Origin of the sequence: Enterobacter sp. Ap-1006 (assembly GCF_011752835.1) — a bacterium.
Classification (GTDB): Bacteria; Pseudomonadota; Gammaproteobacteria; order Enterobacterales; family Enterobacteriaceae; genus Cedecea.
This window is the reverse complement of the sequence record NZ_VWWU01000007.1, coordinates 83,930-108,343: the sequence shown is the minus strand read 5'-3', so window position 1 is coordinate 108,343 and position 24,414 is coordinate 83,930. Positions and strand designations below refer to the sequence as shown.

Below are 24,414 nucleotides of genomic sequence, written 5' to 3'. Positions count from 1 at the left end.
TTATTAATTCGCCTACTAATCCTATAGCTTAATTACGAAGTCGCCAATATCAACTCTATATAGTTTTTTTCTTGTTCGTTCGCCTGGGGTTACCTTTACTGTTTCAGATGTATTCAAACCCCAAGTAATAGAAGGTTTTTTTACAATCTCTTGTTTATCAGGCCGAGTTTCATAATCATTAGAGGTAATTGTTGTGACTTTTTCCTGAATATGCGAAACTTTTGCCATTCCTTTAACGATTTCAAGCTGACCTAGGCTTTCAAGGGTGTCAGGGTCAATGATTTCATCTCCAAGGGCAACAATTTTAAATCTGTCATGCATCGTAATTCCATCCTCAGAGCCCTTATTGATGACTACAGTATAATCATCAACTTTATAAGCTACCTTGCCAAAGTATTTGTCGTCAAACATATTGAAAAGCATAATTAATCTCCATTAAGTTCTGAGATGATATCAAAGGGTATAACCGGTCTGATGATGACTTTTGACCTTCCATCAGGAGAGAATGCACCGAATTGCTGCGGATTAATAATGTTTTTAATTACTTTTATTTGAATGAGTTTTTCTTGAACATGATGAACAACCCCAACAAATGCTATTGTTTCCACACCGTCTCTTTCTTCCCAAAAACATCCAACAACTGAGCTGTGAGCAAAAAGATCATTTTTCCTGATAATGAAAATCCCCTTCTCAGGAAGAGAATCTATTGGCTTTTCTGATGTCCTGATTCCAGGTGGCTCTTTGCGCTTTTTTATATCATTGATAATTTTACATAAGATTATCAAAATAGAGATAAAAAGCCATGATAAGAAAATTGTCCAGCGAACAGAGAGTGTAATGTTCACGTCTATGAACATAGTGACTATCGTAGACAGAAAACCAGCTACACCTATAAGTATTGGTACTGACTTTAGACTAAATACTTCCTTAATTTCATCACTCACTTTGTCCCTCGATCATTCGATTTAGAATGGTCACTATAATACCTGAATTTACAGATATTGTAATTGTTGTACCAGCCCTGACAAAACCCCGCATGATTGCCGCCGGATAACCCCGGCGGCATCCTTTCCACTATGAATACTCTCGCAAATATACAGGAACTGGCGCGCACACTGCGCAACCTCATCCGCACCGGTGTCGTTGTTGAAGTCGACACGGCAACGGGGCGCTGTCGCGTCCAGACCGGCGGCAATATTACCGACTGGCTCCAGTGGCTGGCGCAGCGCGCCGGGCGTTCACGTACATGGTGGGCTCCCTCTGTCGGCGAGCAAGTCATGATTCTGTCCGTCGGCGGTGAGCTCGATACGGCGTTTGTGTTGCCCGGTATTTATTCCGACGACAACCCCGCCCCCTCGGCCTCTGCCGATGCGCTGCATATTTCGTTCCCTGACGGCGCGGTGATTGAGTACGAGCCCAAAACCAGCGCCCTGACCGTGAGCGGGATTAAAACCGCTGATATCACGGCATCTGAATCGCTGGCCGCCTCGGTGCCGGTGGTGACCATCAAAGCCGATACCCGCGTCACGCTCGATACGCCGGAAGTGGTCTGCACCAATAAGCTGACGTGCGCCACCCTGGACGTGCAGAAAGGCGGGAAAATGGGCGGCAACATCGCGCATTCCGGCGGCTCGTTCACCTCCAACGGCGTACAAGTTGATAAGCACGCTCACGGCGGCGTCCAGCGCGGCGGCAGTATGACGGAGGGCACCCAATGACCGCCCGTTATATCGGCATGAATCAGACCACCGGCCTGAGCGTCAGCGACGCGGAGCACATCCGGCAAAGCATCCGGGACATTCTTATTACGCCGGTCGGCTCGCGCGTGATGCGTCGCCAGTATGGCTCGCTGTTGTCTGCCCTGACTGACCAGCCGCAAAACGAGGCGCTGCGGCTGCAAATTAGCGCCGCCTGCTATATGGCGATCCTGAAATGGGAGCCTCGCATCAGGCTGACCGGCATTACTTATGAAACCCGGTTTAACGGCGAAATGGTCGTCGATATCACCGGCGAATTTACCGACTCGGGCGCAAGCCTTTCTCTTTCCATTCCGCTGAGCTGATACCTATGCCAACCATTGACCTGAGCCAGCTCCCCGCGCCTGAAATCGTTGAGGAGCTCGATTTTGAAACCCTCCTGGCCGAGCGCAAGGCGACGTTAATCTCGCTTTACCCGGAAGAACAACAGGACGCTATCGCGCGCACGCTCGAGCTGGAATCCGAGCCTATCGTCAAGCTGCTGCAGGAGAACGCTTACCGCGAGGTGATTCTGCGCCAGCGCGTCAATGAAGCCGCCCGCGCGGTCATGCTGGCCTACGCAAACGGCGCCGACCTCGATGTGATGGCCGCGAACAATAACACCGCGCGCCTGGTGCTGAGCCCGGCAGACGACACCACAATCCCGCCGACGCCAGCCGTGATGGAATCCGACAGTGATTTACGACTTCGCGCCCAGCGAGCTTTTGAAGGAATGAGCGTGGCGGGGCCGGTCGGGGCGTATGAATATCACGGCCTGAGCGCCGACGGTCGGGTCGCCGATATTGCGGTCGAAAGCCCGTCCCCGGCATGTGTGACCGTGACCGTGCTGTCGCGTGAGGGTAACGGCACCGCAGGGGCTGACCTGATTGCCGTTGTGACCCGCGCGCTCAACGATGAGGACGTGCGCCCGGTGGCTGACCGTGTGACCGTGCAGGCCGCCGAGATTGTTCCCTACCAGATTGACGCCACGCTTTATTTTTTCCCTGGTCCCGAAGCCGCCCCGATAAAAGCCGCCGCCGAGAAACAAATCCGGCGCTATATCTCGGCACAGCACCGGCTCGGGCGGGATATCCGGCTGTCAGCCATTTACGGGGCGTTGCACGTCGAGGGCGTGCAACGTGTCGAGCTGGCTTCCCCACTGGCCGATATCGTGCTCGCAAAGCATCAGGCTTCTTACTGCACCGCTTACGCGCTGAAAGACGGGGGATCCGATGAGTGATAACCGCCTCTTGCCGGTCGGCTCGTCGCCGCTGGAGGTCGCCGCCGCCCGCGCCCTGGCTGATATCGCGCGAACGCCGATTCAGTTGCGCACACTCTGGAACCCGAACACCTGCCCGGTGAGCCTGCTCCCGTATCTCGCGTGGGCGTTTTCCGTCGACCGGTGGGATGAGAACTGGACGGCAGCGACAAAGCGAAACGTGGTGCGTACTGCGTATTTCATCCACCGGCGAAAAGGCACTATCGGCGCTATCCGGCGCGTGGTCGAGCCGCTGGGCTACATGATTAAGGTCACTGAATGGTGGGAAACCGGCGACGCGCCCGGCACCTTTCGCCTGGATATTGGCGTACTGGAAAGCGGTATCACGGAAGAAATGTATCAGGAAATGGAGCGTTTAATCGCTGATGCCAAAGCCGCAAGCCGTCACCTGATTGGCCTGAACATCATTCAGGAAATTGCGGGTGATATGTACGTCGGCGGCACGTATTACGACGGCGAGATTGTGACGGTTTACCCCGAAATGGAGCTACTGAAATGAGTCAGAAATTTAAAACTATTCTCACCAATGCCGGGGTGCAAAAGCTGGCCGCCGGTTTACCGCCCGACGGGAAGAAAGTCATTTTTACCACAATGGCCGTGGGCGACGGGGGCGGCTCGCTGCCCGAACCAAAGCCGGAGCAAACCGCCCTGGTGCGCGAAGTGTGGCGCGCACTTATCAACACGATCACCCCGCATCCCAAATATGCTAACTGCGTGGTCGCCGAGCTGATTATCCCGCCGGAGGTGGGCGGCTTCTGGACGCGGGAGCTTGGACTCTATGACAGCGAGGGTGTGCTCATCGCGGTGGCCAACATGGCCGAGAGTTACAAGCCGCTACTCGCCGAGGGCTCAGGGCGCGCGCAAACCGTGTGCATGGTGATTGCTGTCAGCAATATGGCCTCGGTCGAGCTGCAGGTCGACAGCTCCACGGTGATAGCGACAAAAGAGTACGTTGACGACGCGCTCGACAAACACGCGAAATCACGCAATCACCCCGACGGCACGCTCAAAGAAAAAGGCTTTGTGCAACTGAGCAGCGCCACCGACAGCGACAGCGAGACGTTTGCTGCTACGCCGAAAGCCATTAAGGCCGCCGTAGATGTGGGTAATGCTGCGAACCAGAACGCTGAGAAACGACTACTCAGAGACAGCAATCTGTCCGATGTGCCGGACAAAGTTGCAGCCCGTAAAAATATGGGGCTGGGAACGGCGGCGCAAATGGATGCCAGCAATTTTTTAACCCCCTGGAATAACTTATGGGATGTGCAGGATAAAAGCGCCGCGCGTTTAAATCTCGGCCTGGGTACTGCATCGCAGCTTCCAGCGGAAGCGTTTTTAATGCCAGGAAAAAACCTGTCTGATGTGAATGATAAGGCGCAGGCGCTGAGGACGCTGAACGGTGTAGCGAAGAGCCAGAAGGTGAACGGACACGCGCTGGAAGGTGACAATACGAATGTCACATCACAGGATATTTTTGACGGCCAGGCGATTAACATCCCGGAGGTTGCTGACCTGAACAGCTACACAACGCCGGGGCTGTATTTGCAGCCAGCCAACGCCAACGCCATAGCGGGAAAAAATTACCCGGAGGCGAATGCCGGATCGCTCGAAATCTATAAAAATGCGGGTATTACGCAAGTTTACCGCGTGTATCTCAGCTCGCGCTCTTATGTTCGTTCGTTTTACGCAGGTGTCTGGACAGCATGGGCAATGCAGTACGATAAAGATAACAAGCCAACGCCGCAGGAAATTGGCGCAGTGCCAACGACTGGCGGCAGTGTTGGGTATCTGGATAACGCAGAACACTACAGCACAAAACAAAATGTATGGCCGGGCGCTGGTTCATTTCAAAATCAAATCAAAGACCCTCGCGCACTCTTCTACTCTGCCGGGTTTACTGCTGATGGGAATTTGTTTTTGCCCATGACTAAAGCTGCCGTAAACACACAAGGCAAGGGGTATAAGGCATCAATTAGTTATGGCGTGCTGACATCTGGTAAAGCTGATTTTCCGAGTGCATGTATTCATATACTCAGTGATTTGGGGAATGGCACGTTTCGTGACAACACCTGGATGTTTAACCCAAATGACGGATCTTTTATAAGCTCCGGTGCTGTTCATGCTGGGTACAATGTTGTGGCAGGAAGTGGCGTTTACGAAAGCGGCGGTACGGTGCGTGTCTATTCGCCAAATAACCCGCAGCCCATCGACACATCATGGATTGCCGGTACTCAGTGGGTTATGGATTACTTTGCCCAAAGAAGCACGGCGGGGCTGGCGCAAAGTGGATGGCATCGGGACTGGTCAACAGGATTAATAACGCAATGGGGATTTACTAATAACGCGAGCGGCTTACAGACTATTTATTTCCCTATTGCTTTCCCGAATAGCTGTTTCAGCATCCAGGCCACGCCGTACACATCGGGCGTCATCGGGACTGTCACATCCGTCGTGATGGGTTTTAATAATAGCTCGGCAACGTTTAACGCCTCGCAGCCGATCCCCGTGTTTTGGGAAGCGAAAGGATATTGAGAATATGAACACCAATGAATATGTGTACTCCCCGGCACAAAATGCCTTTTATCCCGTTGGGTTAAAAGAAGTGTATGAATCAGCCGGGAGCTGGCCAGGTGATGCCGTAGACGTGAAAGATTCGGTCTATATCGAGTTTGCGGCGAGTAATCCCCCCGAGGGTAAGCAAAGGGCGGCGGGGAAAAACGGTAGCCCTAAATGGGTTGCGATCCCCGCCCCGGATGTGGCGACGCTCATCACCATTGCAGAGGAAGAAAGAAAGCGCCTGATGAGCAGCGCCGGAACGCGCATAGACTGGCTTACCGCTGCACAGGAAGATGGCGATATTTCAGAAGGTGAAACCGCCGAGCTTGAGGCGTTGCGGGCATATCGGACGGCGCTGCGCCGGTTAGATATTACGACCGCCCCGAAAATTAAATGGCCTGAGCTTCCCGCCTGATAAAGCGCTCCCGACCGGGGGCGTTTTTCTTTTCCCGGTTGTGTCACCGACAGCAAAACCCCAACCGCTCGCCCCCTCCCGCCCCGCGTCAGAAAATATCACTCACCCAAACACCATGGAGTAAACCGGATGAGTGACTTTCACCACGGCGTCCAGGTCGTCGAAGTAAACGACGGCACGCGCGTCATTTCCACTGTCTCGACGGCAATTATTGGTATGGTCTGCACCGCCAGCGATGCCGACGAAAAAACATTCCCGCTCAATGAGCCGGTGCTGATTACCAACGTACAAAGCGCGATTGCTAAGGCTGGGAAAAAAGGCACCCTGGCCGCTTCCCTGCAAGCTATCGCCGACCAGGCCAAACCGGTGACCGTTGTTGTGCGTGTCGCTGAGGGAACCGGCGACGATGAAGAGGCCGCGCAGGCTGAAACCATCACAAACATCATCGGCACCACGGATGAGAACGGCAAATACACCGGGCTTAAAGCGCTGCTGACCGCCGAGGCGGTGACGGGCGTCAAGCCGCGCATTCTCGGGGTGCCGGGGCTCGATGCAAAAGAGGTGGCCGTCGCACTCGCGTCAGTCTGCAAAAAGCTTCGCGCGTTTGGCTATATCAGCGCCTGGGGTTGCAAAACCGTGTCGGACTGCATCAAGTACCGCGAGAATTTCAGCCAGCGCGAATTAATGCTCATCTGGCCGGACTTTATTGCCTGGGACACCGTGACCAGTACGAGCGCCACGGCATACGCCACCGCCCGCGCAATGGGGCTACGTGCTTACATCGACCAGGATGTTGGCTGGCATAAAACGCTGTCTAACGTTGGCGTCCAGGGCGTGACCGGCATCAGCGCCTCAGTATTCTGGGATTTGCAGGAATCCGGCACCGATGCCGACTTGCTGAACGAGGCCGGAATCACCACGCTGATCCGTAAAGATGGTTTCCGCTTCTGGGGTAACCGCTGCTGCTCTGACGATCCGTTATTCCTCTTTGAGAACTATACCCGCACCGCGCAGGTTATCGCCGACACGATGGCCGAGGGGCATATGTGGGCGATCGGCAAGCCGGTCACGCCGGTTTTAATCAAAGACATTATCGACGGCATCAATGCCAAATTCCGCGAAATGGCGACCGCCGGTTACATCATCGGCGCGAGCTGCTGGTTTGACGAAAGTGCCAACGACAAAGAGAGCCTGAAAGCCGGAAAGCTCATTCTGGATTATGACTATACGCCGGTGCCGCCACTCGAAAACCTGACCCTGCGCCAGCGTATTACCGACAAATATCTCGCTAACCTGGCCTCTGCGGTCAGCAGCTAAGGAGCCTGATTAAATGGCAATGCCACGCACGTTAAAAATGATGAATGTATTCATCAATGGCTTTAGTTATCTGGGCGTTATCAGCTCGCTGACGCTGCCGAAACTGACCCGCAAACTGGAGATGTATCGCGGCGGCGGGATGAACGGCGCAGCCCCGATTGATTTTGGCCTGGAGGATGATGCCCTTTCGGTTGAGCTGAGCCTCGGCGGCTTCCCGGATGAGGCGCTCTGGTCGCTTTATGGTGCCGTCGGTACGGGCGAGCTGCTGCGCTACGCGGGCTCTTACCAGCGCGACGACACCGGCGAAACGGTGCCGGTCGAGGTGGTGACCCGCTTCAAAATGAAGGAAGTCGACACCGGAGAAAACAAACAGGGCGAGAAAACCGAGAGCAAATTATCGGTGGTCTGCACTTATTACAAACTCACCATCAACGGGAAAGAGCTCGTTGAAATCGACGTGCTGAATGCTGTCGAGAAGGTGAACGGCGTCGACCGGCTGGCCGAACACCGTAAAAACATCGGTCTGATTTAACCCCTGACCGGCGGGCTGCCTCGCCGGTTATTCCCCAAATTCTGACAAAAGAGAGCAAACAACATGGCTAAGGCAAAAGAAGTTTTAAGCAACCCGGAAAACACCGTCACCCTGGACACGCCAATTAAACGCGGCGATCAGGTCATTGCCGCAGTAACGCTGATTAAACCCAACACCGGCACGCTGCGCGGCGTGGCGCTGGCCGATGTGGCTAACTCTGACGTGAATGCACTGATTAAAGTGCTGCCGCGCATGACTTACCCTTGCCTGACCGAGCAGGAAGTTGTGGCGCTTGAGCTGCCGGATATTCTGGCGCTGGCCGGAAAGGTGGTCGGTTTTTTTGCACCGAGTTCGGCGGCTTAAACTTCCCTGAAAAATTCTCGGTCGACGATCTCATCGCGGATATTGCGGTTATTTTTCACTGGCCGCCATCCGAGCTTTACCCGATGAGCGTGACCGAGCTCCTCTCATGGCGCGATAAAGCGCTCCAGCGAAGCGGAAACACAGATGAGTAATAACGTTAAGTTACAGGTATTACTCAAGGCTGTTGACCAGGCGACCCGCCCGTTTAAATCCATCCAGACAGCGAGTAAATCGCTGTCGGGTGATATCCGGGAATCACAGAAATCCTTACGCGAGCTTAACGGCCAGGCCTCAAAAATTGAGGGATTCCGTAAGGCCAGCGCTCAGCTCGCGGTCACCGGTCAGGCTTTGAAACAGGCAAAACAGGAAGCCGCCGCGCTGGCTATTCAGTTTAAAAATACCGAGCAGCCCACGCTCGCGCAGTCGCGCGCGATGGAGGCCGCCCGCCGCAGCGCTAACGAGCTGCAGCTCAAACACAACAGCCTGCGGCAATCGGTACAACGTCAGCGGCAGGAGCTGGCGCAGGCCGGAATAAATACCCGCACCCTGGCAAGTGATGAGCGTCGCCTGAAAAACTCCCTCAGTGAAACAACGGCGCAGCTCAACCGACAGCGGGAAGCACTGGCGCGGGTCAGCGCGCAGCAGGCCAAACTCAACGCCGTCAAGCAGCGCTATCAGGCTGGCAAAGAGCTCTCGGGAAGTGCGGCCGCCGTAGGCGCTGCCGGGGTCGGTATCGCCACGGCGGGAACGATGGCAGGTGTGAAACTGCTGATGCCTGGCTATGACTTTGCACAGAAAAACTCTGAGCTGCAGGCAGTACTCGGGGTGGATAAACAATCCCCGGAAATGCAGGCGCTACGCAAACAGGCGCGCCAGCTCGGCGACAATACTGCGGCGTCAGCTGATGATGCCGCCGGAGCTCAGATTATTATCGCGAAGGGGGGCGGGGATGCCGCAGCCATTCAGGCGGCGACGCCGGTTACGCTAAACATGGCGCTGGCAAACCGCCGCACGATGGAAGAGAACGCCTCACTGTTAATGGGGATGCGCTCTGCCTTTCAGCTCTCTAATGATCAGGTGGCGCACATTGGCGACGTTCTGTCGACGGCGATGAACAAGACCGCCGCCGACTTTGACGGCCTCAGTGATGCGCTGACCTACGCGGCACCGGTGGCGAAAAATGCCGGGGTCAGCATCGAGCAAACCGCCGCAATGGTGGGGGCTCTGCATGATGCGAAAATTACTGGCTCAATGGCGGGGACGGGTAGCCGTGCAATTCTGAGTCGCCTGCAGGCACCGACCGGTAAGGCGTATGACGCCATCAAAGAGCTTGGGGTGAAAACGTCGGACAGCAATGGAAACACGCGGCCAATCTTTAGCATCCTGAAAGAAATGCAGGCCAGTTTCGAAAAAAATAAGCTCGGAACCAGCCAGCGCGGCGAGTATATGAAAACCATTTTCGGCGAGGAGGCCAGCTCTGCCGCCGCCGTACTTATGACCGCAGCGGCCAGCGGTAAGCTCGACCAGTTAACCGCCGCGTTTAAAGCCTCGGACGGCAAAACCGAGGAGCTGGTCAAAGTCATGCAGGACAACCTCGGCGGCGACTTCAAAGAGTTTCAGTCGGCTTATGAGGCGGTAGGCACTGACATTTTCGACCAACAGAATGACTCTTTGCGCAGCCTGACCCAAACAGCCACAGGGTATGTATTGAGGCTGGATAAATGGATTACAGATAATAAAAAACTGGCGCAAACCCTCGGGCTGATTGCCGGTGGCGCACTGGCGCTGATTGGCACCATCGGGGCAATTGGCCTCGTTGCCTGGCCGGTTGTCGCGGGTATCAATGCGATCATCGCGGCTGCCGGTCTGCTCGGGACAATTTTCAGCGCGGTAGGAAGCGCCATTGTCACGGCTCTCGGGGCGATCACCTGGCCGGTGGTCGCCGTGGTGGCGGCCATCGTCGCCGGGGCGCTGCTTATCCGCAAATATTGGGAGCCCATCAGCGCCTTTTTTGCTGGCGTGGTTGAGGGGCTTAAGGCGGCCTTTGCACCGGTCGGCGAAATGTTCGCGCCATTAAAGCCGGTGTTTGACTGGCTGGGCGAGAAGTTAAAAGCCGTGTGGGACTGGTTCAAAAACCTGATAGCGCCGGTTAAATCCACGCAGGAAACACTCGATTCCTGCAAAAATGCCGGGGTGATGTTTGGCGAGGCGCTGGCTAGTGCGCTGTTGGCACCGCTTAACGCCTTTAATCTGTTGAGAGAGGGTATTACGTGGGTGCTGGAAAAGCTCGGTGTTATCAACAAGGAATCCGGTGCAATCAATAAAACGGCGGGTGACCTTGCCACCGGTGGGGCAAATGCGCCGGGCGGCAGCGGAAGTTATTCTCTTGCCACCGGTGGCGCATACATTCCGGCAAGCGCTGGCGGCAATCAGGCATATCAGCCTATCAGCGCGCCCGGTGGTAGTTCATATACCGACAACAGCCGCAGCGAGTACAACATCCACCTGCCGGGTGGGATGATGCCGGAGCGCGACCTCGACCGCCAATTACGCGATGCGGTGGAAAGAATAGACCGTGAAAAACGCGCTAAACAGCGCTCCAGTATGCGGCATGACTGACAGGAGGAATTAACGATGATGCTCGCACTAGGTCTTTTTGTTTTTATGCGTCAGACGCTGCCCTATCAGTCGATGCAGCATGATATTAGCTGGCGCTGGCCGTCAAACAGTCGCGTTGGCGAGCGTCCGGCGTTTCAGTTCCTCGGAGTGGAGGAGGAAAAAATCATGCTGAGCGGGACGCTTTACCCGGAGCTGACCGGCGGGCGGTTTTCTTTGCTGACCTTAAAGCTCATGGCCGACGAGGGGAAAGCCTGGTCACTGATTGAGGGAACCGGCACGATTTACGGGATGTTTGTCGTTAATTCCGTGCGTCAGACCAATGCGGAATTTTTTAACGACGGCACGGCCAGAAAAATCGATTTTACGCTTGAGCTCACCCGCGTGGATGAGTCACTCGCGAATATGTTCGGGGATATCGGTAAGCAGGCCGAGAGCCTGGTCGGAAAGGCGCGCGATATGGCCGGGGATGTAGTTTCAAAAGTGAGTGGTGCTGCCGGAGGGTTATTCTGATGCTCAACACAATTTTATCTGACGTTGGGGCAACCGCGACGCCGGCCTTTTTGCTCCGGCTGGAAAATAAAGACATTACGCAGAATATCAGCGACCGGCTTATTAATCTGAGCATGACCGACAACCGCGGATTTGAAGCCGACCAGCTCGACATTGAGCTCGACGACGGTGACGGCCTGATTGAGCTCCCGTTACGCGGTGCGGTGCTGACCCTGTTCCTCGGCTGGAAAGGTGAGGCGCTTATTGGTAAAGGGCAATTTACGGTTGATGAGATTGAGCACCGGGGCGCGCCGGATGAAGTCACGATCCGGGCGCGTAGTGCAGATTTTCGTGGGACGCTTAATTCACGCCGGGAAGCCTCTTATCACGATACAACCCTGGGGGAAATTGTGGCGACCATCGCCGGGCGCAATAAGCTGGAGCCAGCGGTCGCCGATGTGCTGAAAGGAATTAAAATTCCGCATATTGACCAGGCGCAGGAGTCCGACGCCAAATTCCTTACCCGCCTGGCCGAGCGAAACGGCGCGGAGGTCTCGGTCAAGGCTGGCCGTCTCCTGATGCTCAAGGCCGGGAACGGCGTCACGGCCAGCGGCAAACCTATCCCGGCTATCACCATCAAGCGCAGCTCCGGTGACCGTCACAGCTTCTCTATCGCTGACCGGGGCGCATACACCGGAGTTACGGCTAAATGGTTGCATACCAAAGACCCGAAGCCGGAGAAGCAAAAGCAGCAGGTAAAGGTGAAGCGCAAACCCAAAGAGCGGCATTTGCGCGCGCTGGAGCACCCGAAAGCTACACCGGTAAGCAAGGCTAAGGCGAAGAAAGTCAAAGAGCAGGAAGCCCGTGAGGGGGAATACATGACCGGCACCGAGGATAATGTTTTCGCCCTGACAACAATCTACGCGACAAAGGCGCAAGCCATGCGCGCCGCCCAGGCTAAATGGGACAAGCTCCAGAGAGGGGTTGCGGAGTTTTCTATCTCGCTGGCGCTGGGGCGTGCCGATATCTACCCGGAAACCCCGGCGCGTGTCTCAGGGTTTAAGCGCGTCATAGATGAGCAGGACTGGACAATTACTAAGGTAACCCACTCGCTAACCAATAACGGCTATACGACGGGCTTAGAGCTTGAGGTGAGGTTAAAGGATGTTGATTACAAGGCTGAGAGCCAAAGTTAAAAAAGCAAACAATAACTTGCAAATGTAAGTTGTAGGTTTATCATCCACTCCATATCAGCGCGAGGGGGAATAAAACAAATGATGCACTGCCCGTTATGCCAGGACTCAGCTCATGCAAGATCGAGTCGTTATCTGAGCCGTGAGACAAAAGAAAGATACCATCAATGCCAAAACCTGAACTGTGGATGCACGTTCGTTACTCATGAATCGCTCGCCAGATACATAGTGAAACCCGGCGAAGTTAACCCCGTCCCGCCCCACCCAAACAGAACTGGCCAACAGATGCTATGGATGTGAGGAAAGACCTGCGAAAGCAGGTTTTTTTATATCTATGGAATGGACTGGCATGGACATAAAGATAATCTGCGTGGGCATTATGTGGACACAGCAAAATAAAAAGGGGCTGACACATCGCCAACCCCTTGTTTCACTTTAACTTTTTGGATGTCGCCTAAGCGAATCTTAGTTAAGACGCTCTTTGATACGAGCAGACTTACCAGTACGCTCACGCAGGTAGTACAGTTTAGCTTTACGAACGGCACCACGACGTTTAACAGTAATGCTGTCGATTACTGGGGAGTGAGTCTGGAATACACGCTCAACACCTTCGCCGTTAGAAATTTTACGAACAGTGAATGCAGAGTGCAGACCGCGGTTACGGATAGCGATAACCACGCCCTCAAATGCCTGCAGACGTTTTTTAGAACCTTCAACGACCCATACTTTCACTTCCACGGAGTCGCCCGGACGGAAGGAAGGTACATCCTGTTTCATCTGTTCTTGTTCAAGTTGCTTAATAATATTGCTCATAATTTATCTCTTATCCTGGGTAAACTGATATTTCCCCGTCATATTTGAAGCTGCATCTGCGCTGGCTGCTCTTCTTCACCCAAATCACTTACTGAAGTAAGCTCATCGGGATTCACTCGCTTGCCATCTTGCTGCAACTCCAACTATTTTGGGGTTAAGGGGGCTTACGCCTGCCCATCATGTTTATGTTGCTGTTGCGTATGCTCTTTTTTGAACTCCGCCAGCAACCTTGCTTGCTCTTCAGTCAGAGCCAGGTTTTCCAAAAGTTCAGGTCTTCTAAGCCAGGTGCGGCCCAGCGACTGTTTCAGGCGCCAACGGCGAATCTCCGCATGGTTCCCAGACAATAACACTGCCGGTACTTCCATGCCATCCAACACTTCAGGACGGGTGTAGTGAGGGCAATCCAGCAACCCTTCAGCAAACGAATCTTCGGTTGCCGATGCTTCATGCCCCAGAACGCCCGGAATAAACCGGGAGACTGAGTCAATCAGCGTCATCGCTGGTAGCTCACCGCCGCTGAGAACGTAATCGCCAATTGACCATTCTTCGTCAATTTCGGTTTGGATCACGCGCTCATCGATCCCTTCGTAACGGCCACAAACCAGAATTAACTTCTCATTTGCTGCCAGTTCACTGACGCCCGCTTGATCAAGCTTGCGCCCCTGAGGTGAAAGATAGATAACCTTAGCACCTTCCCCTGCCGCTGCTTTCGCTGCGTGGATAGCTTCCCGCAAAGGGTTAACCATCATCAACATTCCCGGTCCGCCACCGTAAGGACGATCGTCCACGGTACGGTGCCGGTCATAGGTGAAGTCGCGCGGACTCCAGCTTTGAATGCTCAGCAGGCCATTTTTTACTGCCCGGCCAGTTACCCCGTAATCGGTAATTGCGCGGAACATCTCAGGAAACAGGCTAACTACACCAATAAACACAAGCCAATCCCCACTATGCTAGCGACTACCGTATGATTTCGGAGTTTTAAAAACCAGGATCCCAGTCTACTTCAATGGTTTGAGTAGCGAGATCGACTTTCTTGATAACCTGCCCATCGAGGAACGGAACCAGCCGCTCCTTGATACCAAATGCATCCTTCAGGTTTGCCTTGATGACGAGAACGTCATTCGAGCCGGTTTCCATCATGTCGATGACTTTACCGAGCTGGTAGCCCTGAGTGGTCACTACCTGGCAGCCCATAAGGTCTTTCCAGTAGTAGTCACCCGCTTCAAGAGCCGGCAGCTGCGTTGAATCCACGACAATTTCGCAATTGGTCAGAAGATTCGCGGCATCCCGATCGTCAACGCCTTGCAGCTTGATGATCAGATCCTGATTGTGGTGCTTCCAGCTTTCCAGCTGTACTTGCTGCCACTGACCGCCGCGCTGGATAAACCAGGGCTGGTAGTCAAAAATGCTTTCGGCGTCTTCGGTGGAGGAAAACACTCTGAGCCAACCACGAATACCGTAGGAGGAGCCCATCTTGCCCAACACAATTGGGTTAACAGGAACCTGTGCGGCGAGTTGCTTGCTCATCATGACCACCGTGACAGATTAAGCTGCTTTCTTAGCTTCTTTGATCAGCGCAGCAACGCGATCAGAAACGGTTGCGCCCTGGCCAACCCAATGTGCTACGCGATCCAGATCCAGGCGAACGCCTTCTTCTTTCTCGTTAGCGATAGGGTTGAAGAAACCAACGCGCTCAATGAAGCGACCGTTACGTGCATTACGGCTATCAGTAACGACAACCTGGTAGAACGGACGCTTTTTAGCGCCGTGACGTGCTAAACGAATAGTTACCATAACATCCTCTTTAGTGAATAAAACGCCGGGCCCCATCGAGGGATGGAGCCCGGTGTCATATTAAAAGCCCGAAAATTTTACTCATTTCGGCGTAAAAAGCAATCGAAAAGAGCTTAGCGGCCAGGGAAACCTGGTGGCATCATCCCTTTCATACCGCGCATCATTTTGGCCATGCCGCCTTTCTTCATTTTCTTCATCATGCGCTGCATGTCGTCAAACTGCTTCAGTAAGCGGTTAACGTCCTGCACCTGCATGCCGGAACCCTGCGCGATACGGCGCTTGCGGGAGCCTTTGATGATGTCCGGCTGCGCGCGTTCTTTCAGCGTCATCGAGCTGATAATCGCCTCCATACGCACCAGCACTTTGTCGTCCATCTGGGATTTGACGTTATCCGGCAACTGGCCCATGCCCGGCAGCTTGCTCATCATGCTCGCCATGCCGCCCATGTTCTTCATCTGCTTGAGTTGTTCAAGGAAGTCGGTCAGGTCAAAGCCATCACCTTTTTTCAGCTTGCTGGCGAGCTTCTCAGCCTGCGCGCGGTCAACCTTGCTTTCGATATCTTCAATCAGCGACAGCACGTCGCCCATGCCGAGGATACGGGAGGCAATACGGTCCGGGTGGAACGGCTCCAGCGCTTCGGTTTTCTCCCCCACGCCGAGGAACTTGATTGGTTTGCCGGTGATATGGCGAATAGACAGGGCCGCACCGCCGCGGGCGTCACCGTCCACTTTAGTCAGCACAACGCCGGTCAGCGGCAGCGCTTCGTTGAAGGCCTTCGCGGTATTCGCCGCATCCTGACCGGTCATGGCATCGACCACAAACAGCGTTTCCACCGGCTTAATCGCGGCATGAACTTGTTTGATTTCCTCCATCATCGCTTCGTCAACGTGCAGACGACCGGCGGTATCCACCAGCAGCACGTCGTAGAACTTCAGCTTCGCTTCTTTCAGCGCGGCGTTAACGATATCGACAGGCTTTTGCTGCGCATCAGACGGGAAGAAGTCCACCTCAACCTGCTGAGCCAGGGTTTCCAGCTGTTTAATCGCCGCAGGGCGATAAACGTCCGCTGAAACCACCAACACTTTTTTCTTCTGCTTCTCGCGCAGGAATTTACCCAACTTACCGACGCTGGTGGTTTTACCGGCGCCCTGCAGGCCAGCCATCAGCACGACTGCCGGTGGCTGAGCCGCCAGGTTCAGGCTGCTGTTCTCTTCGCCCATCGCGGAAACCAGTTCAGCGCGAACGATTTTGACGAACTCCTGGCCCGGGGTCAGGCTTTTATTGACTTCATGCCCCACCGCTTTTTCTTTAACGCGGCTGATAAAATCACGCACTACCGGCAGCGCAACGTCCGCCTCCAGCAGCGCCATGCGCACTTCGCGCAGCGTCTCTTTAACGTTTTCTTCGGTTAGCCGCCCACGGCCGCTAATATTGCGCAGGGTACGCGACAGACGGTCTGTTAAATTATCAAACATGGTATTTTGCCTAACGTGGTAACTGGGGCCGCTGCTCGCGACACAAAACTGAATTTGGCGGATTATATCATGAAGCCGCCTCGGGTGTGATCCAACGGTTGGAGCAGGCGACAGGTAACGTTATACTGGCTTTTTTGTTCTCTGGCCAATTTGACCGACACATTAATATGCCCGTTTTCGCCATTCTTGCGCTTGTAGCCTACTCCGTCAGCCTGGCGCTGATCATTCCCGGTCTTCTGCGGAAGAACAGCGGATGGCGACGCTTTGCCATTTTGTCCGCCGCTATTGCCCTGGTCAGCCATGCGCTGGCGCTGGAAGCGCGCTTCTTTACCGTCGATGGCAGGCAAAACCTGAGCCTGCTGAACGTAGGATCCCTCGTCAGCCTGATGATTTGTACGGTAATGACCATTGTCGCCTCTCGTAATCGGGGCTGGCTGCTGTTACCTATTGTTTACGCCTTTGCGCTGATAAATCTGGCGCTGGCGACCTTTATGCCCAACGAATTTATCACTCATCTCGAAGCCACACCGGGAATGATGGTGCATATCGGCCTGTCGCTCTTTGCCTATGCGACACTGATTATTGCCGCGCTATACGCTTTGCAGCTGGCGTGGATTGACTACCAGTTAAAGAACAAAAAGCTGGCCTTCAGCGCGGAAATGCCGCCGCTGATGGTGATCGAGCGTAAAATGTTTCATATCACCCAGGTGGGCGTTGTCCTGCTGACGTTGACGCTGTGCACCGGCCTGTTTTACATGAAGAACCTGTTCAGCATGGAAAACGTCGATAAAGCCGTGCTGTCGATTCTCGCCTGGTTTGTCTACGTCGTTCTGCTGTGGGGGCACTATCATGAAGGATGGCGCGGCCGCCGCGTAGTCTGGTTCAACGTTGCCGGGGCGGGCATTTTAACCCTCGCTTATTTTGGCAGCCGTGTCCTGCAGCAGTTCGTTAGCTAATCTCTTAAAGGAAATCACTTTTGGAACACATCTCAACCACCACGCTGATCGTCACCCTGATCATCATGGTGGTGGTGTCCGCGTACTTCTCCGGGTCAGAAACCGGCATGATGACGCTAAACCGCTACCGCCTGCGCCACCGCGCCAAACAGGGCAACCGGGCAGCGAAGCGCGTTGAAAAACTCCTGCGTAAACCAGACCGCCTGATTAGCCTGGTGTTAATCGGGAACAACCTGGTCAACATTCTGGCTTCTGCATTAGCGACTATCGTCGGCATCCGCCTTTACGGTAACGCAGGCGTGGCAATAGCAACCGGTGTTTTAACCTTTGTTGTACTGGTGTTTGCCGAAGTCCTGCCTAAAACCATCGCCGCGCTGTATCCCGAAAAAGTCGCCTATCCAAGCAGTTGGCTGCTCGGCCCTCTGCAGTTCCTGATGATGCCGCTGGTCTGGCTGCTGAATACTATTACCCGTCTGCTGATGCGCATGGTTGGCATCAAGGTTGACAACATTATTAGCACCGCCCTCAGCAAAGACGAGCTGCGAACCATCGTGCATGAATCCCGCTCGCAAATTTCGCGGCGCAACCAGGATATGCTGCTGTCGGTCTTGGATCTGGAAAAGGTCAGCGTCGACGACATCATGGTGCCGCGGAACGAAATCGTCGGCATCAATATTAATGACGACTGGAAGTCCATCGTCCGCCAGTTAACGCACTCCCCGCACGGCCGCATAGTGCTGTACCGCGACAGTCTGGATGATGCCATCGGCATGCTGCGCGTCCGCGAAGCCTACCGCCTGATGACCGAGAAAAAAGAGTTTACCAAAGAGGTGATGCTGCGCTCGGCCGATGAGATTTACTTTGTGCCGGAAGGCACCCCGCTCAGCGTGCAGCTGGTGAAATTCCAGCGCAATAAAAAGAAAGTTGGCCTGGTGGTAGATGAATACGGCGATATTCAGGGGCTGGTGACCGTCGAGGATATTCTGGAAGAAATAGTTGGGGACTTCACCACGTCCATGTCCCCAACGCTTGCGGAAGAAGTCACGCCGCAAAACGACGGCTCAGTCATTATCGAAGGCAGCGCCAACGTGCGTGAACTCAACAAAGCCTTTAACTGGACGCTGCCGGAAGATGACGCCCGCACGGTAAACGGGATGATTCTGGAAGAGATTCAGGAGATCCCGGCGGCTGGAACCCGCATCCGGCTCAGTCAGTACGACATCGATATTCTCGACGTGCAGGACAACATGATTAAGCAGGTGCGCGTCACGCCGGTGAAGCCTTTGCGGCAAAGCGTGGAGCAATAGACGTAAAAAAGCCAGCCTCAGGGCTGGCTTTTTCGTGCTTGTAACGAATCAGGCTTTGGCTACGGAAACCATCGCGGCACGAATAGTACGGCCGTTCAGGGTGTAACCTTTCTGCATCACCATCAGCACGTTATTTGGCGCAACGTCGGCAGATTCAACCATCGCAATCGCCTGGTGCACGTCCGGGTTAAACGGCACGTTAGTTTCGCCCACCACTTCCACGCCGAACTTGCGAACCACATCCAGCATCGACTTCTGGGTCAGCTCAATGCCTTCGATCATTGGGGCTAAATCCGGGTTGGACTTATCGGCTACTTCCAGCGCGCGATCCAGGCTGTCGATAACCGGCAGCAGTTCGTTCACGAACTTTTCCAGGGCGAACTTGTGCGCTTTCTCGATATCCTGTTCGGTACGGCGACGCAGGTTAGCTAAATCAGCCTGGTGGCGCGGCTCAATTTCACGCTCGCGCTGCTTCATTTCTGCCAGTTGAGCCTGCAGATTTGCAATCTCTTCGTCGCGCGGATCCACGACATCGGCACCTTCTACGGCCTCGACTTCTTCGTGCTGATCCATGACGATATCTTCCGGGGCTTGCTCGTTAGGTGTTTTCTGTTCTTTACTACTCATGAAATTCTCCGCGTTTTTAGCATTCATCTCGCTGCTTCGCTTATTATGGGGATCAGTTTCAGGGTTTCAAGGGAACCTGTCATATTGTCACAGGAACGTCTGCGAATAAGGACCACCAGGATAATGAACAAACATTTCAACTGCATCGGTATTGTCGGGCATCCGCGTCACCCCACCGCTCTGACCACGCATGAAATGCTCTATCGCTGGCTGTGCGCCAAAGGCTATGAAGTGATGGTGGAACAGCAAATCGCCCAGGAGCTAAACCTCAAGCAGGTGAAAACCGGCACGCTGGCGGAGATAGGCCAGCAGGCTGATTTGGCCGTGGTCGTCGGCGGGGATGGCAATATGCTGGGCGCCGCTCGGGTGCTCGCTCGCTATGACATAAAAGTCATTGGCATCAACCGTGGCAACCTGGGTTTCCTGACCGACCTTGACCCGGACAATGCCCAGCAGCAGTTGGCGGACGTCCTCGAAGGGCATTACATCACCGAACGCCGCTTCCTGCTCGAAGCCCAGGTCTGCCAGCATGATACTCCTACGCGCCTCAGTACCGCGATAAACGAAGTGGTGCTTCACCCCGGTAAAGTCGCGCATATGATTGAGTTCGAAGTCTATATCGACGAAATCTTTGCGTTTTCACAGCGCTCTGACGGGCTGATTATCTCCACGCCGACCGGCTCGACTGCCTACTCGCTTTCCGCTGGTGGCCCGATTCTTACGCCTTCGCTGGATGCTATTACGCTGGTGCCGATGTTCCCGCATACGCTGTCTGCACGTCCGCTGGTGATCAACAGCAGCAGCACCATTCGCCTGCGTTTTTCCCATATGCGAAGTGACCTTGAAATCAGCTGCGACAGCCAGATTGCTTTGCCTATTCAGGAAGGTGAAGATGTACTCATTCGTCGCTGCGACTACCACCTCAATCTGATTCACCCGAAAGACTACAGCTATTTCAATACATTAAGTTCGAAACTCGGCTGGTCAAAAAAATTGTTCTAAAAAACCACCTGGCCACTTTACTGTATATAAAACCAGTTTATACTGTATGAAAACACAGTAACTCAATCTAGCTCTAAATAATTCGAGTTGCAGGTAGGCGGCAAGAGAGTGAATCCCCAGGAGCTTACTTGAGTAAGTGACTGGGGTAAGTGAAAGCAGCCAACACCCCTGCAGCTTGAAGTATGACGAGCTCATACAGGAGAGTGGTCATGCTCGCTCAACTCACCATCAGCAATTTCGCTATCGTTCGTGAACTTGAAATAGACTTTCATCACGGGATGACGGCCATTACCGGGGAAACCGGTGCCGGTAAATCTATTGCCATAGATGCTCTGGGCCTGTGCCTGGGCGGTCGCGCGGAAGCGGACATGGTGCGTTCTGGTGCAAATCGCGCGGATCTCTGCGCCCGCTTTTCCCTGAAAGACACCCCGGCTGCGCTACGCTGGCTGGAAGAAAACCAGCTGGAAGACGGCAGCGAATGCCTGCTTCGCCGCGTGATCAGCAGCGATGGCCGCTCCCGGGGCTTTATCAACGGTACCGCCGTGCCCCTTTCCCAACTGCGAGATCTCGGTCAGCTGCTTATCCAGATTCATGGCCAGCACGCCCACCAGCTGTTGCTCAAGCCCGAGCATCAAAAAACGCTTCTGGACGGCTATGCCGGCGAGCAGGCGCTGATTCAACAAATGGCAGAACGCTACCGCGAATGGCACCAAAGCTGCCGTACTCTGGCGCAGCATCAGCAACTGGCTCAGGAGCGTTCAGCCAAAGCCGAACTGCTTCACTACCAGCTCAAAGAGCTGAATGAGTTTTCTCCCGTTGCCGGTGAATTCGAACTGATTGATGAAGAGTACAAGCGCCTCGCCAACAGCGGCCAGCTGCTCTCCACCAGCCAGCAGGCGCTGGACGTGCTGGCCGACGGGGAAGAAAGCAATCTACAAAGTCAGCTGTATACCGTGCGCCACCTCATGGGTGAACTGGTGGGCATGGATAACAAGCTCTCTGGCGTACTGGATATGCTGGAAGAAGCAGCCATTCAGATTTCCGAAGCCAGCGACGAACTACGCCATTACTGCGATCGTCTGGATTTGGATCCAAACCGTCTTTATGAACTGGAACAGCGTATTTCTCGTCAGATCTCTCTGGCACGTAAGCACCACATCACGCCTGAAGAGCTACCCGCTTTCCACCAGAAGTTGCTGGATGAACAGCAGTTACTGGATGAGCAAACCGGGTCGTTGGAGGAGTTGCTGCAGGCCGTTGCCCAGCATCATCAGCAGGCGCTTGCCGTGGCGCAGGCGCTGCACCAAAGCCGGGCCAAACATGCCAATGAACTGTGCCAGTTGATAACGGAAAGCATGCATTCGCTCTCCATGCCACACGGGAAGCTCGCCATTGACGTCGAATTTAACGAAAACCACCTCACCACCGAAGGCGCTGACCGCATTGATTTCCGCGTCAGCACCAACCCAGGGCAGCCGCTGCAGCCGCTGGCAAAAGTGGCCTCGGGCGGCGAGCTTTCTCGCATCGCGCTGGCGATTCAGGTGATCACCGCCCGTAAAATGGAAACACCGGCGCTGATCTTCGATGAAGTCGACGTGGGGATCAGCGGCCCGACAGCTGCGGTGGTGGGTAAACTGTTGCGTCAGCTAGGCGAGTCTACTCAGGTGATGTGCGTCACTCACCTGCCGCAGGTTGCCGGCTGCGGTCACCACCACTTCTTCGTCAGCAAAGAAACCGACGGGGAAATGACCGAAACCCATATGCAGCCGCTGGACAAACGTTCTCGCCTGCAGGAGCTTGCTCGTCTTCTCGGCGGCAGTGAAGTGACACGCAACACGCTGGCCAATGCCAAAGAGCTGCTGGCCGCCTGAGGCTTTACAATGCACGGTGTATCCAGCGCCGTGCATTGTGCAAAAAACACCCGCCCCACTCGCTAATCCGTCTTTCTGCCACCTTTTCAACCAACTTTTTTATGCTCCCACTGTCAGAGTTGAGCGCCTTGAGGTTTTAAACTGCTTAAAGGTCTATTATCATCGGCATAATACGAATGAGCCACGCACTACTCCGGCCCGAAAAGGAATCAAATCACTATGCGTTGTAAAATGCTGACTGCTGCCGCAGCGGTTCTTCTGATGTTGACCGCAGGCTGTTCCACTCTGGAGCGAGTGGTTTACCGCCCAGACATCAACCAGGGTAACTATCTGGCACCGAATGATGTGTCCAAACTCCGCGTGGGCATGACCCAACAACAGGTGGCCTACACCCTCGGGACGCCAATGATGTCCGATCCGTTCGGCACCAACACCTGGTTCTATGTCTTCCGCCAGCAGCCGGGCCACGAGAACGTGACTCAGCAGACGCTGACCCTGACCTTTAACAGCAGCGGCGTGCTGACCAACATCGACAACAAACCGGCCCTGACCAAAGGGGAATAAGGCTTGCTCGATGCATAAAAAAAGGTGCCTGAGGCACCTTTTTTTGTCGCTTTCACGCAGGATTATTTCTGGGCAGAACGTTCCGCACGCTGGCGACGCAGCTCTTTTGGGTCAGCAATCAGCGGCCGATAAATCTCAACCCGATCGCCGTCATTCACTTTATCCCCCAGCTTTACCGGACGACTATAAACCCCGACTTTGTTTTTCGCCAGGTCGATATCATCGCGAAGTTCGAGCAAACCAGAGGCGATAATAGCCTGTTCTACAGTACTACCCTCTTCAAGCCTCACCTGCCGCAGGTACTGTTTTTGCGGCAGCGCATAAACGACCTCAACCTGAATCTCACGCGACACGGTAAACCTCTTTGGCGCGGGTAGTGAATGCCTGAACCATGCTACCGGCAAGCTCTTTAAAGATACGGCCAAAGGCCAGCTCAATCAGCTTATTGGTAAATTCAAAATCAAGCTGGAACTCAATCCGGCAGGCATCTTCGCTGAGCGGCGTGAACTTCCAGCCCCCCATCAGCTTTTTGAAGGGGCCATCCACCAGATGCATCAGGATGCTCTGATTGTCTGTCAGGGTATTCCGGGTAGTAAAGGTTTTGCTGATCCCGGCTTTTGAAACGTCCACCGCCGCCGTCATCTGATTAGCCGATGCGTCAATCACCCGGCTACCGGTGCAGCCAGGTAAAAATTCGGGGTACGAATTCACGTCGTTCACTAACTGGTACATCTGCTCGGCGCTGTAGGGCACCAAAGCAGTACGGCTAATCTGCGGCATAACAATTCCTGGGAGTCATAAATCGGACAAATAATAACATTTATCACCGCGCAAACAAAAACTCTCTGCCGCTCATGCTAAGATAAGCGCTTCCTCCTCGCGCAGATCGCGGGGTGTCTTTGAACTCCTGGATTACATATACTGAGCAGCACTATGACTAAGAAAAAAGCACACAAACCAGGCTCAGCCACCATTGCGCTAAACAAGCGTGCCCGCCACGAATACTTTATCGAAGATGAGATTGAAGCGGGCCTCGCGCTGCAAGGCTGGGAAGTAAAATCATTACGTGCCGGGAAGGCAAACATCGGCGACAGCTACGTTATCTTTAAAGATGGCGAAGCTTATCTGTTTGGCGCCAACTTCACGCCGTTAACCGTCGCTTCCAGCCACGTCGTCTGCGATCCTACCCGCACCCGTAAGCTGCTGCTTAACCAGCGCGAGCTGGACAACCTGTTCGGTAGCGTCAGCCGCGACGGTTATACCATCGTCGCCCTGTCCCTCTACTGGAAGAACGCCTGGTGCAAAGTGAAAATCGGCGTAGCGAAAGGTAAGAAGCAGCATGATAAGCGTTCCGATGCGAAGGATCGCGAATGGGCCGTGGATAAAGCCCGCATCATGAAAAACGCGGGCCGTTAAGGCGATTCTTTCAGCCCCGCACTCCACTGGCTCTTCTTCTGAAGAGCCAGTATAAAAAAACACACGCACTTTTAATTATCAGCTATTATT

30 protein-coding genes are annotated in these 24,414 nt (G+C 54.3%); 20 read left to right on the top strand and 10 right to left on the bottom strand.

Going from position 1 to position 24,414, the window contains the following annotated elements; translation table 11 throughout:
• Positions 1 to 21 precede the first annotated feature (21 nt).
• A complete protein-coding gene (locus F3J28_RS20165) occupies positions 22 to 423 on the bottom strand; it encodes a hypothetical protein (protein WP_166879166.1) in 402 nt (133 codons plus the stop codon).
• A gap of 2 nt (positions 424 to 425) precedes the next feature.
• Complete coding sequence (locus F3J28_RS20160) at positions 426 to 944, bottom strand: hypothetical protein (RefSeq protein ID WP_166879164.1); 519 nt, start codon at positions 942 to 944, stop codon at positions 426 to 428.
• Positions 945 to 1,076: 132 nt separating this feature from the next.
• On the opposite strand from F3J28_RS20160, the gene F3J28_RS20155 reads away from it, so the two are divergent.
• The 14 genes from F3J28_RS20155 (at position 1,077) to F3J28_RS20090 (ending at position 12,799) form a co-directional block, all read left to right on the top strand.
• The gene (locus F3J28_RS20155) at positions 1,077 to 1,718 is read left to right on the top strand and encodes a phage baseplate assembly protein V (RefSeq protein ID WP_166879162.1); all 642 of its coding nucleotides are present in this window, start codon (positions 1,077 to 1,079) and stop codon (positions 1,716 to 1,718) included.
• Positions 1,715 to 2,062 (top strand): GPW/gp25 family protein, encoded by a 348-nt coding sequence (locus tag F3J28_RS20150; protein ID WP_166879160.1) that lies wholly within the window; start codon positions 1,715 to 1,717, stop codon positions 2,060 to 2,062. The genes F3J28_RS20155 and F3J28_RS20150 overlap by 4 nt, the downstream gene beginning before the upstream one ends.
• 5 nt (positions 2,063 to 2,067) lie before the next feature.
• The gene (locus F3J28_RS20145; RefSeq protein WP_166879157.1) at positions 2,068 to 2,976 is read left to right on the top strand and encodes a baseplate assembly protein; all 909 of its coding nucleotides are present in this window, start codon (positions 2,068 to 2,070) and stop codon (positions 2,974 to 2,976) included.
• Positions 2,969 to 3,514: a phage tail protein I gene (locus tag F3J28_RS20140; protein WP_166879155.1), complete on the top strand. Its 546-nt coding sequence runs from the start codon at positions 2,969 to 2,971 to the stop codon at positions 3,512 to 3,514. The genes F3J28_RS20145 and F3J28_RS20140 overlap by 8 nt, the downstream gene beginning before the upstream one ends.
• Complete coding sequence (locus F3J28_RS22510; protein WP_286178379.1) at positions 3,511 to 5,547, top strand: phage tail-collar fiber domain-containing protein; 2,037 nt, start codon at positions 3,511 to 3,513, stop codon at positions 5,545 to 5,547. The genes F3J28_RS20140 and F3J28_RS22510 overlap by 4 nt, the downstream gene beginning before the upstream one ends.
• 4 nt (positions 5,548 to 5,551) lie before the next feature.
• Positions 5,552 to 5,986 (top strand): tail fiber assembly protein, encoded by a 435-nt coding sequence (locus F3J28_RS20130; RefSeq protein ID WP_166879152.1) that lies wholly within the window; start codon positions 5,552 to 5,554, stop codon positions 5,984 to 5,986.
• A gap of 129 nt (positions 5,987 to 6,115) precedes the next feature.
• Complete coding sequence (locus tag F3J28_RS20125; RefSeq protein WP_166879149.1) at positions 6,116 to 7,303, top strand: phage tail sheath protein; 1,188 nt, start codon at positions 6,116 to 6,118, stop codon at positions 7,301 to 7,303.
• A 13-nt stretch (positions 7,304 to 7,316) separates the two neighbouring features.
• A complete protein-coding gene (locus tag F3J28_RS20120) occupies positions 7,317 to 7,835 on the top strand; it encodes a phage major tail tube protein (RefSeq protein ID WP_166879146.1) in 519 nt (172 codons plus the stop codon).
• 63 nt (positions 7,836 to 7,898) lie between these two features.
• A complete protein-coding gene (locus F3J28_RS20115) occupies positions 7,899 to 8,198 on the top strand; it encodes a phage tail assembly protein (RefSeq protein WP_166879144.1) in 300 nt (99 codons plus the stop codon).
• A 32-nt stretch (positions 8,199 to 8,230) separates the two neighbouring features.
• Entirely contained in the window at positions 8,231 to 8,350 is a 120-nt protein-coding gene (locus tag F3J28_RS20110; RefSeq protein WP_166879258.1) for a GpE family phage tail protein, read from the top strand.
• On the top strand, positions 8,343 to 10,817 hold the full coding sequence (locus F3J28_RS20105) for a phage tail tape measure protein (protein WP_166879142.1): 2,475 nt from the start codon (positions 8,343 to 8,345) through the stop codon (positions 10,815 to 10,817). The genes F3J28_RS20110 and F3J28_RS20105 overlap by 8 nt, the downstream gene beginning before the upstream one ends.
• A gap of 15 nt (positions 10,818 to 10,832) precedes the next feature.
• Positions 10,833 to 11,327 (top strand): phage tail protein, encoded by a 495-nt coding sequence (locus tag F3J28_RS20100; protein WP_166879140.1) that lies wholly within the window; start codon positions 10,833 to 10,835, stop codon positions 11,325 to 11,327.
• Entirely contained in the window at positions 11,327 to 12,502 is a 1,176-nt protein-coding gene (locus F3J28_RS20095) for a phage late control D family protein (protein ID WP_166879137.1), read from the top strand. Before F3J28_RS20100 ends, F3J28_RS20095 begins: the two co-directional genes overlap by 1 nt.
• 78 nt (positions 12,503 to 12,580) lie before the next feature.
• On the top strand, positions 12,581 to 12,799 hold the full coding sequence (locus F3J28_RS20090) for a DNA-binding transcriptional regulator (protein WP_166879134.1): 219 nt from the start codon (positions 12,581 to 12,583) through the stop codon (positions 12,797 to 12,799).
• Between the two features lie 165 nt (positions 12,800 to 12,964).
• Here F3J28_RS20090 and rplS read toward each other — a convergent pair whose 3' ends face one another.
• The 5 genes from rplS to ffh all read right to left on the bottom strand — a co-directional run bounded on the left by rplS (position 12,965) and on the right by ffh (position 16,581).
• On the bottom strand, positions 12,965 to 13,312 hold the full coding sequence (gene rplS / locus F3J28_RS20085) for a 50S ribosomal protein L19 (RefSeq protein WP_008458168.1): 348 nt from the start codon (positions 13,310 to 13,312) through the stop codon (positions 12,965 to 12,967).
• A gap of 164 nt (positions 13,313 to 13,476) precedes the next feature.
• Positions 13,477 to 14,244: a tRNA (guanosine(37)-N1)-methyltransferase TrmD gene (gene trmD / locus F3J28_RS20080; protein ID WP_008458169.1), complete on the bottom strand. Its 768-nt coding sequence runs from the start codon at positions 14,242 to 14,244 to the stop codon at positions 13,477 to 13,479.
• Between the two features lie 46 nt (positions 14,245 to 14,290).
• Positions 14,291 to 14,839 (bottom strand): ribosome maturation factor RimM, encoded by a 549-nt coding sequence (rimM, locus tag F3J28_RS20075; RefSeq protein WP_008458170.1) that lies wholly within the window; start codon positions 14,837 to 14,839, stop codon positions 14,291 to 14,293.
• Between the two features lie 18 nt (positions 14,840 to 14,857).
• Positions 14,858 to 15,106: a 30S ribosomal protein S16 gene (gene rpsP / locus F3J28_RS20070; protein WP_038479704.1), complete on the bottom strand. Its 249-nt coding sequence runs from the start codon at positions 15,104 to 15,106 to the stop codon at positions 14,858 to 14,860.
• Positions 15,107 to 15,219: 113 nt separating this feature from the next.
• Positions 15,220 to 16,581, bottom strand: a complete 1,362-nt coding sequence (gene ffh / locus F3J28_RS20065) for a signal recognition particle protein (protein WP_039297411.1) — start codon at positions 16,579 to 16,581, stop codon at positions 15,220 to 15,222.
• Between the two features lie 167 nt (positions 16,582 to 16,748).
• On the opposite strand from ffh, the gene F3J28_RS20060 reads away from it, so the two are divergent.
• Together F3J28_RS20060 and F3J28_RS20055 are read left to right on the top strand one after the other, a co-directional pair.
• Positions 16,749 to 17,537 carry a cytochrome C assembly family protein gene (locus tag F3J28_RS20060; protein WP_205247262.1) on the top strand — a complete coding sequence of 263 codons (789 nt, stop codon included), beginning with the start codon at positions 16,749 to 16,751 and terminating at the stop codon, positions 17,535 to 17,537.
• A gap of 20 nt (positions 17,538 to 17,557) precedes the next feature.
• Positions 17,558 to 18,844, top strand: coding sequence for an HlyC/CorC family transporter (locus tag F3J28_RS20055; RefSeq protein ID WP_039286882.1), 1,287 nt, complete (start codon positions 17,558 to 17,560; stop codon positions 18,842 to 18,844).
• 48 nt (positions 18,845 to 18,892) lie between these two features.
• Here F3J28_RS20055 and grpE read toward each other — a convergent pair whose 3' ends face one another.
• Positions 18,893 to 19,471 (bottom strand): nucleotide exchange factor GrpE, encoded by a 579-nt coding sequence (grpE, locus tag F3J28_RS20050; protein WP_008458175.1) that lies wholly within the window; start codon positions 19,469 to 19,471, stop codon positions 18,893 to 18,895.
• 123 nt (positions 19,472 to 19,594) lie between these two features.
• Here grpE and nadK point away from each other — a divergent pair, with 123 nt between their 5' ends.
• The 3 genes from nadK (at position 19,595) to bamE (ending at position 22,908) form a co-directional block, all read left to right on the top strand.
• A complete protein-coding gene (gene nadK, locus F3J28_RS20045) occupies positions 19,595 to 20,473 on the top strand; it encodes an NAD(+) kinase (RefSeq protein WP_008458177.1) in 879 nt (292 codons plus the stop codon).
• A gap of 209 nt (positions 20,474 to 20,682) precedes the next feature.
• Positions 20,683 to 22,344 carry a DNA repair protein RecN gene (gene recN, locus F3J28_RS20040; protein ID WP_166879133.1) on the top strand — a complete coding sequence of 554 codons (1,662 nt, stop codon included), beginning with the start codon at positions 20,683 to 20,685 and terminating at the stop codon, positions 22,342 to 22,344.
• Positions 22,345 to 22,563: 219 nt separating this feature from the next.
• The gene (bamE, locus tag F3J28_RS20035) at positions 22,564 to 22,908 is read left to right on the top strand and encodes an outer membrane protein assembly factor BamE (protein ID WP_008458182.1); all 345 of its coding nucleotides are present in this window, start codon (positions 22,564 to 22,566) and stop codon (positions 22,906 to 22,908) included.
• A 62-nt stretch (positions 22,909 to 22,970) separates the two neighbouring features.
• Here the strand turns inward: bamE and F3J28_RS20030 are convergent, their stop codons facing one another.
• Positions 22,971 to 23,261 (bottom strand): RnfH family protein, encoded by a 291-nt coding sequence (locus F3J28_RS20030; protein ID WP_166879130.1) that lies wholly within the window; start codon positions 23,259 to 23,261, stop codon positions 22,971 to 22,973.
• Entirely contained in the window at positions 23,251 to 23,688 is a 438-nt protein-coding gene (locus tag F3J28_RS20025) for a type II toxin-antitoxin system RatA family toxin (RefSeq protein ID WP_166869096.1), read from the bottom strand. The genes F3J28_RS20030 and F3J28_RS20025 overlap by 11 nt, the downstream gene beginning before the upstream one ends.
• A gap of 153 nt (positions 23,689 to 23,841) precedes the next feature.
• Between F3J28_RS20025 and smpB the strand changes: the two genes are divergently transcribed.
• Positions 23,842 to 24,324, top strand: a complete 483-nt coding sequence (gene smpB, locus F3J28_RS20020) for an SsrA-binding protein SmpB (protein WP_008458185.1) — start codon at positions 23,842 to 23,844, stop codon at positions 24,322 to 24,324.
• Positions 24,325 to 24,414: the final 90 nt, after the last annotated feature.

Coding starts and splice junctions, on each gene's coding strand:
- F3J28_RS20165 (WP_166879166.1), bottom strand. CDS start 423: ATGCTTTTCAATATGTTTGACGACAAATACTTTGGCAAGGTAGCTTAT.
- F3J28_RS20155 (WP_166879162.1), top strand. CDS start 1,077: ATGAATACTCTCGCAAATATACAGGAACTGGCGCGCACACTGCGCAAC.
- F3J28_RS20150 (WP_166879160.1), top strand. CDS start 1,715: ATGACCGCCCGTTATATCGGCATGAATCAGACCACCGGCCTGAGCGTC.
- F3J28_RS20145 (WP_166879157.1), top strand. CDS start 2,068: ATGCCAACCATTGACCTGAGCCAGCTCCCCGCGCCTGAAATCGTTGAG.
- F3J28_RS20140 (WP_166879155.1), top strand. CDS start 2,969: ATGAGTGATAACCGCCTCTTGCCGGTCGGCTCGTCGCCGCTGGAGGTC.
- F3J28_RS22510 (WP_286178379.1), top strand. CDS start 3,511: ATGAGTCAGAAATTTAAAACTATTCTCACCAATGCCGGGGTGCAAAAG.
- F3J28_RS20130 (WP_166879152.1), top strand. CDS start 5,552: ATGAACACCAATGAATATGTGTACTCCCCGGCACAAAATGCCTTTTAT.
- F3J28_RS20125 (WP_166879149.1), top strand. CDS start 6,116: ATGAGTGACTTTCACCACGGCGTCCAGGTCGTCGAAGTAAACGACGGC.
- F3J28_RS20120 (WP_166879146.1), top strand. CDS start 7,317: ATGGCAATGCCACGCACGTTAAAAATGATGAATGTATTCATCAATGGC.
- F3J28_RS20115 (WP_166879144.1), top strand. CDS start 7,899: ATGGCTAAGGCAAAAGAAGTTTTAAGCAACCCGGAAAACACCGTCACC.
- F3J28_RS20105 (WP_166879142.1), top strand. CDS start 8,343: ATGAGTAATAACGTTAAGTTACAGGTATTACTCAAGGCTGTTGACCAG.
- F3J28_RS20100 (WP_166879140.1), top strand. CDS start 10,833: ATGATGCTCGCACTAGGTCTTTTTGTTTTTATGCGTCAGACGCTGCCC.
- F3J28_RS20095 (WP_166879137.1), top strand. CDS start 11,327: ATGCTCAACACAATTTTATCTGACGTTGGGGCAACCGCGACGCCGGCC.
- F3J28_RS20090 (WP_166879134.1), top strand. CDS start 12,581: ATGATGCACTGCCCGTTATGCCAGGACTCAGCTCATGCAAGATCGAGT.
- rplS (WP_008458168.1), bottom strand. CDS start 13,312: ATGAGCAATATTATTAAGCAACTTGAACAAGAACAGATGAAACAGGAT.
- rimM (WP_008458170.1), bottom strand. CDS start 14,839: ATGAGCAAGCAACTCGCCGCACAGGTTCCTGTTAACCCAATTGTGTTG.
- rpsP (WP_038479704.1), bottom strand. CDS start 15,106: ATGGTAACTATTCGTTTAGCACGTCACGGCGCTAAAAAGCGTCCGTTC.
- ffh (WP_039297411.1), bottom strand. CDS start 16,581: ATGTTTGATAATTTAACAGACCGTCTGTCGCGTACCCTGCGCAATATT.
- F3J28_RS20060 (WP_205247262.1), top strand. CDS start 16,749: ATGCCCGTTTTCGCCATTCTTGCGCTTGTAGCCTACTCCGTCAGCCTG.
- grpE (WP_008458175.1), bottom strand. CDS start 19,471: ATGAGTAGTAAAGAACAGAAAACACCTAACGAGCAAGCCCCGGAAGAT.
- nadK (WP_008458177.1), top strand. CDS start 19,595: ATGAACAAACATTTCAACTGCATCGGTATTGTCGGGCATCCGCGTCAC.
- recN (WP_166879133.1), top strand. CDS start 20,683: ATGCTCGCTCAACTCACCATCAGCAATTTCGCTATCGTTCGTGAACTT.
- bamE (WP_008458182.1), top strand. CDS start 22,564: ATGCGTTGTAAAATGCTGACTGCTGCCGCAGCGGTTCTTCTGATGTTG.
- F3J28_RS20025 (WP_166869096.1), bottom strand. CDS start 23,688: ATGCCGCAGATTAGCCGTACTGCTTTGGTGCCCTACAGCGCCGAGCAG.
- smpB (WP_008458185.1), top strand. CDS start 23,842: ATGACTAAGAAAAAAGCACACAAACCAGGCTCAGCCACCATTGCGCTA.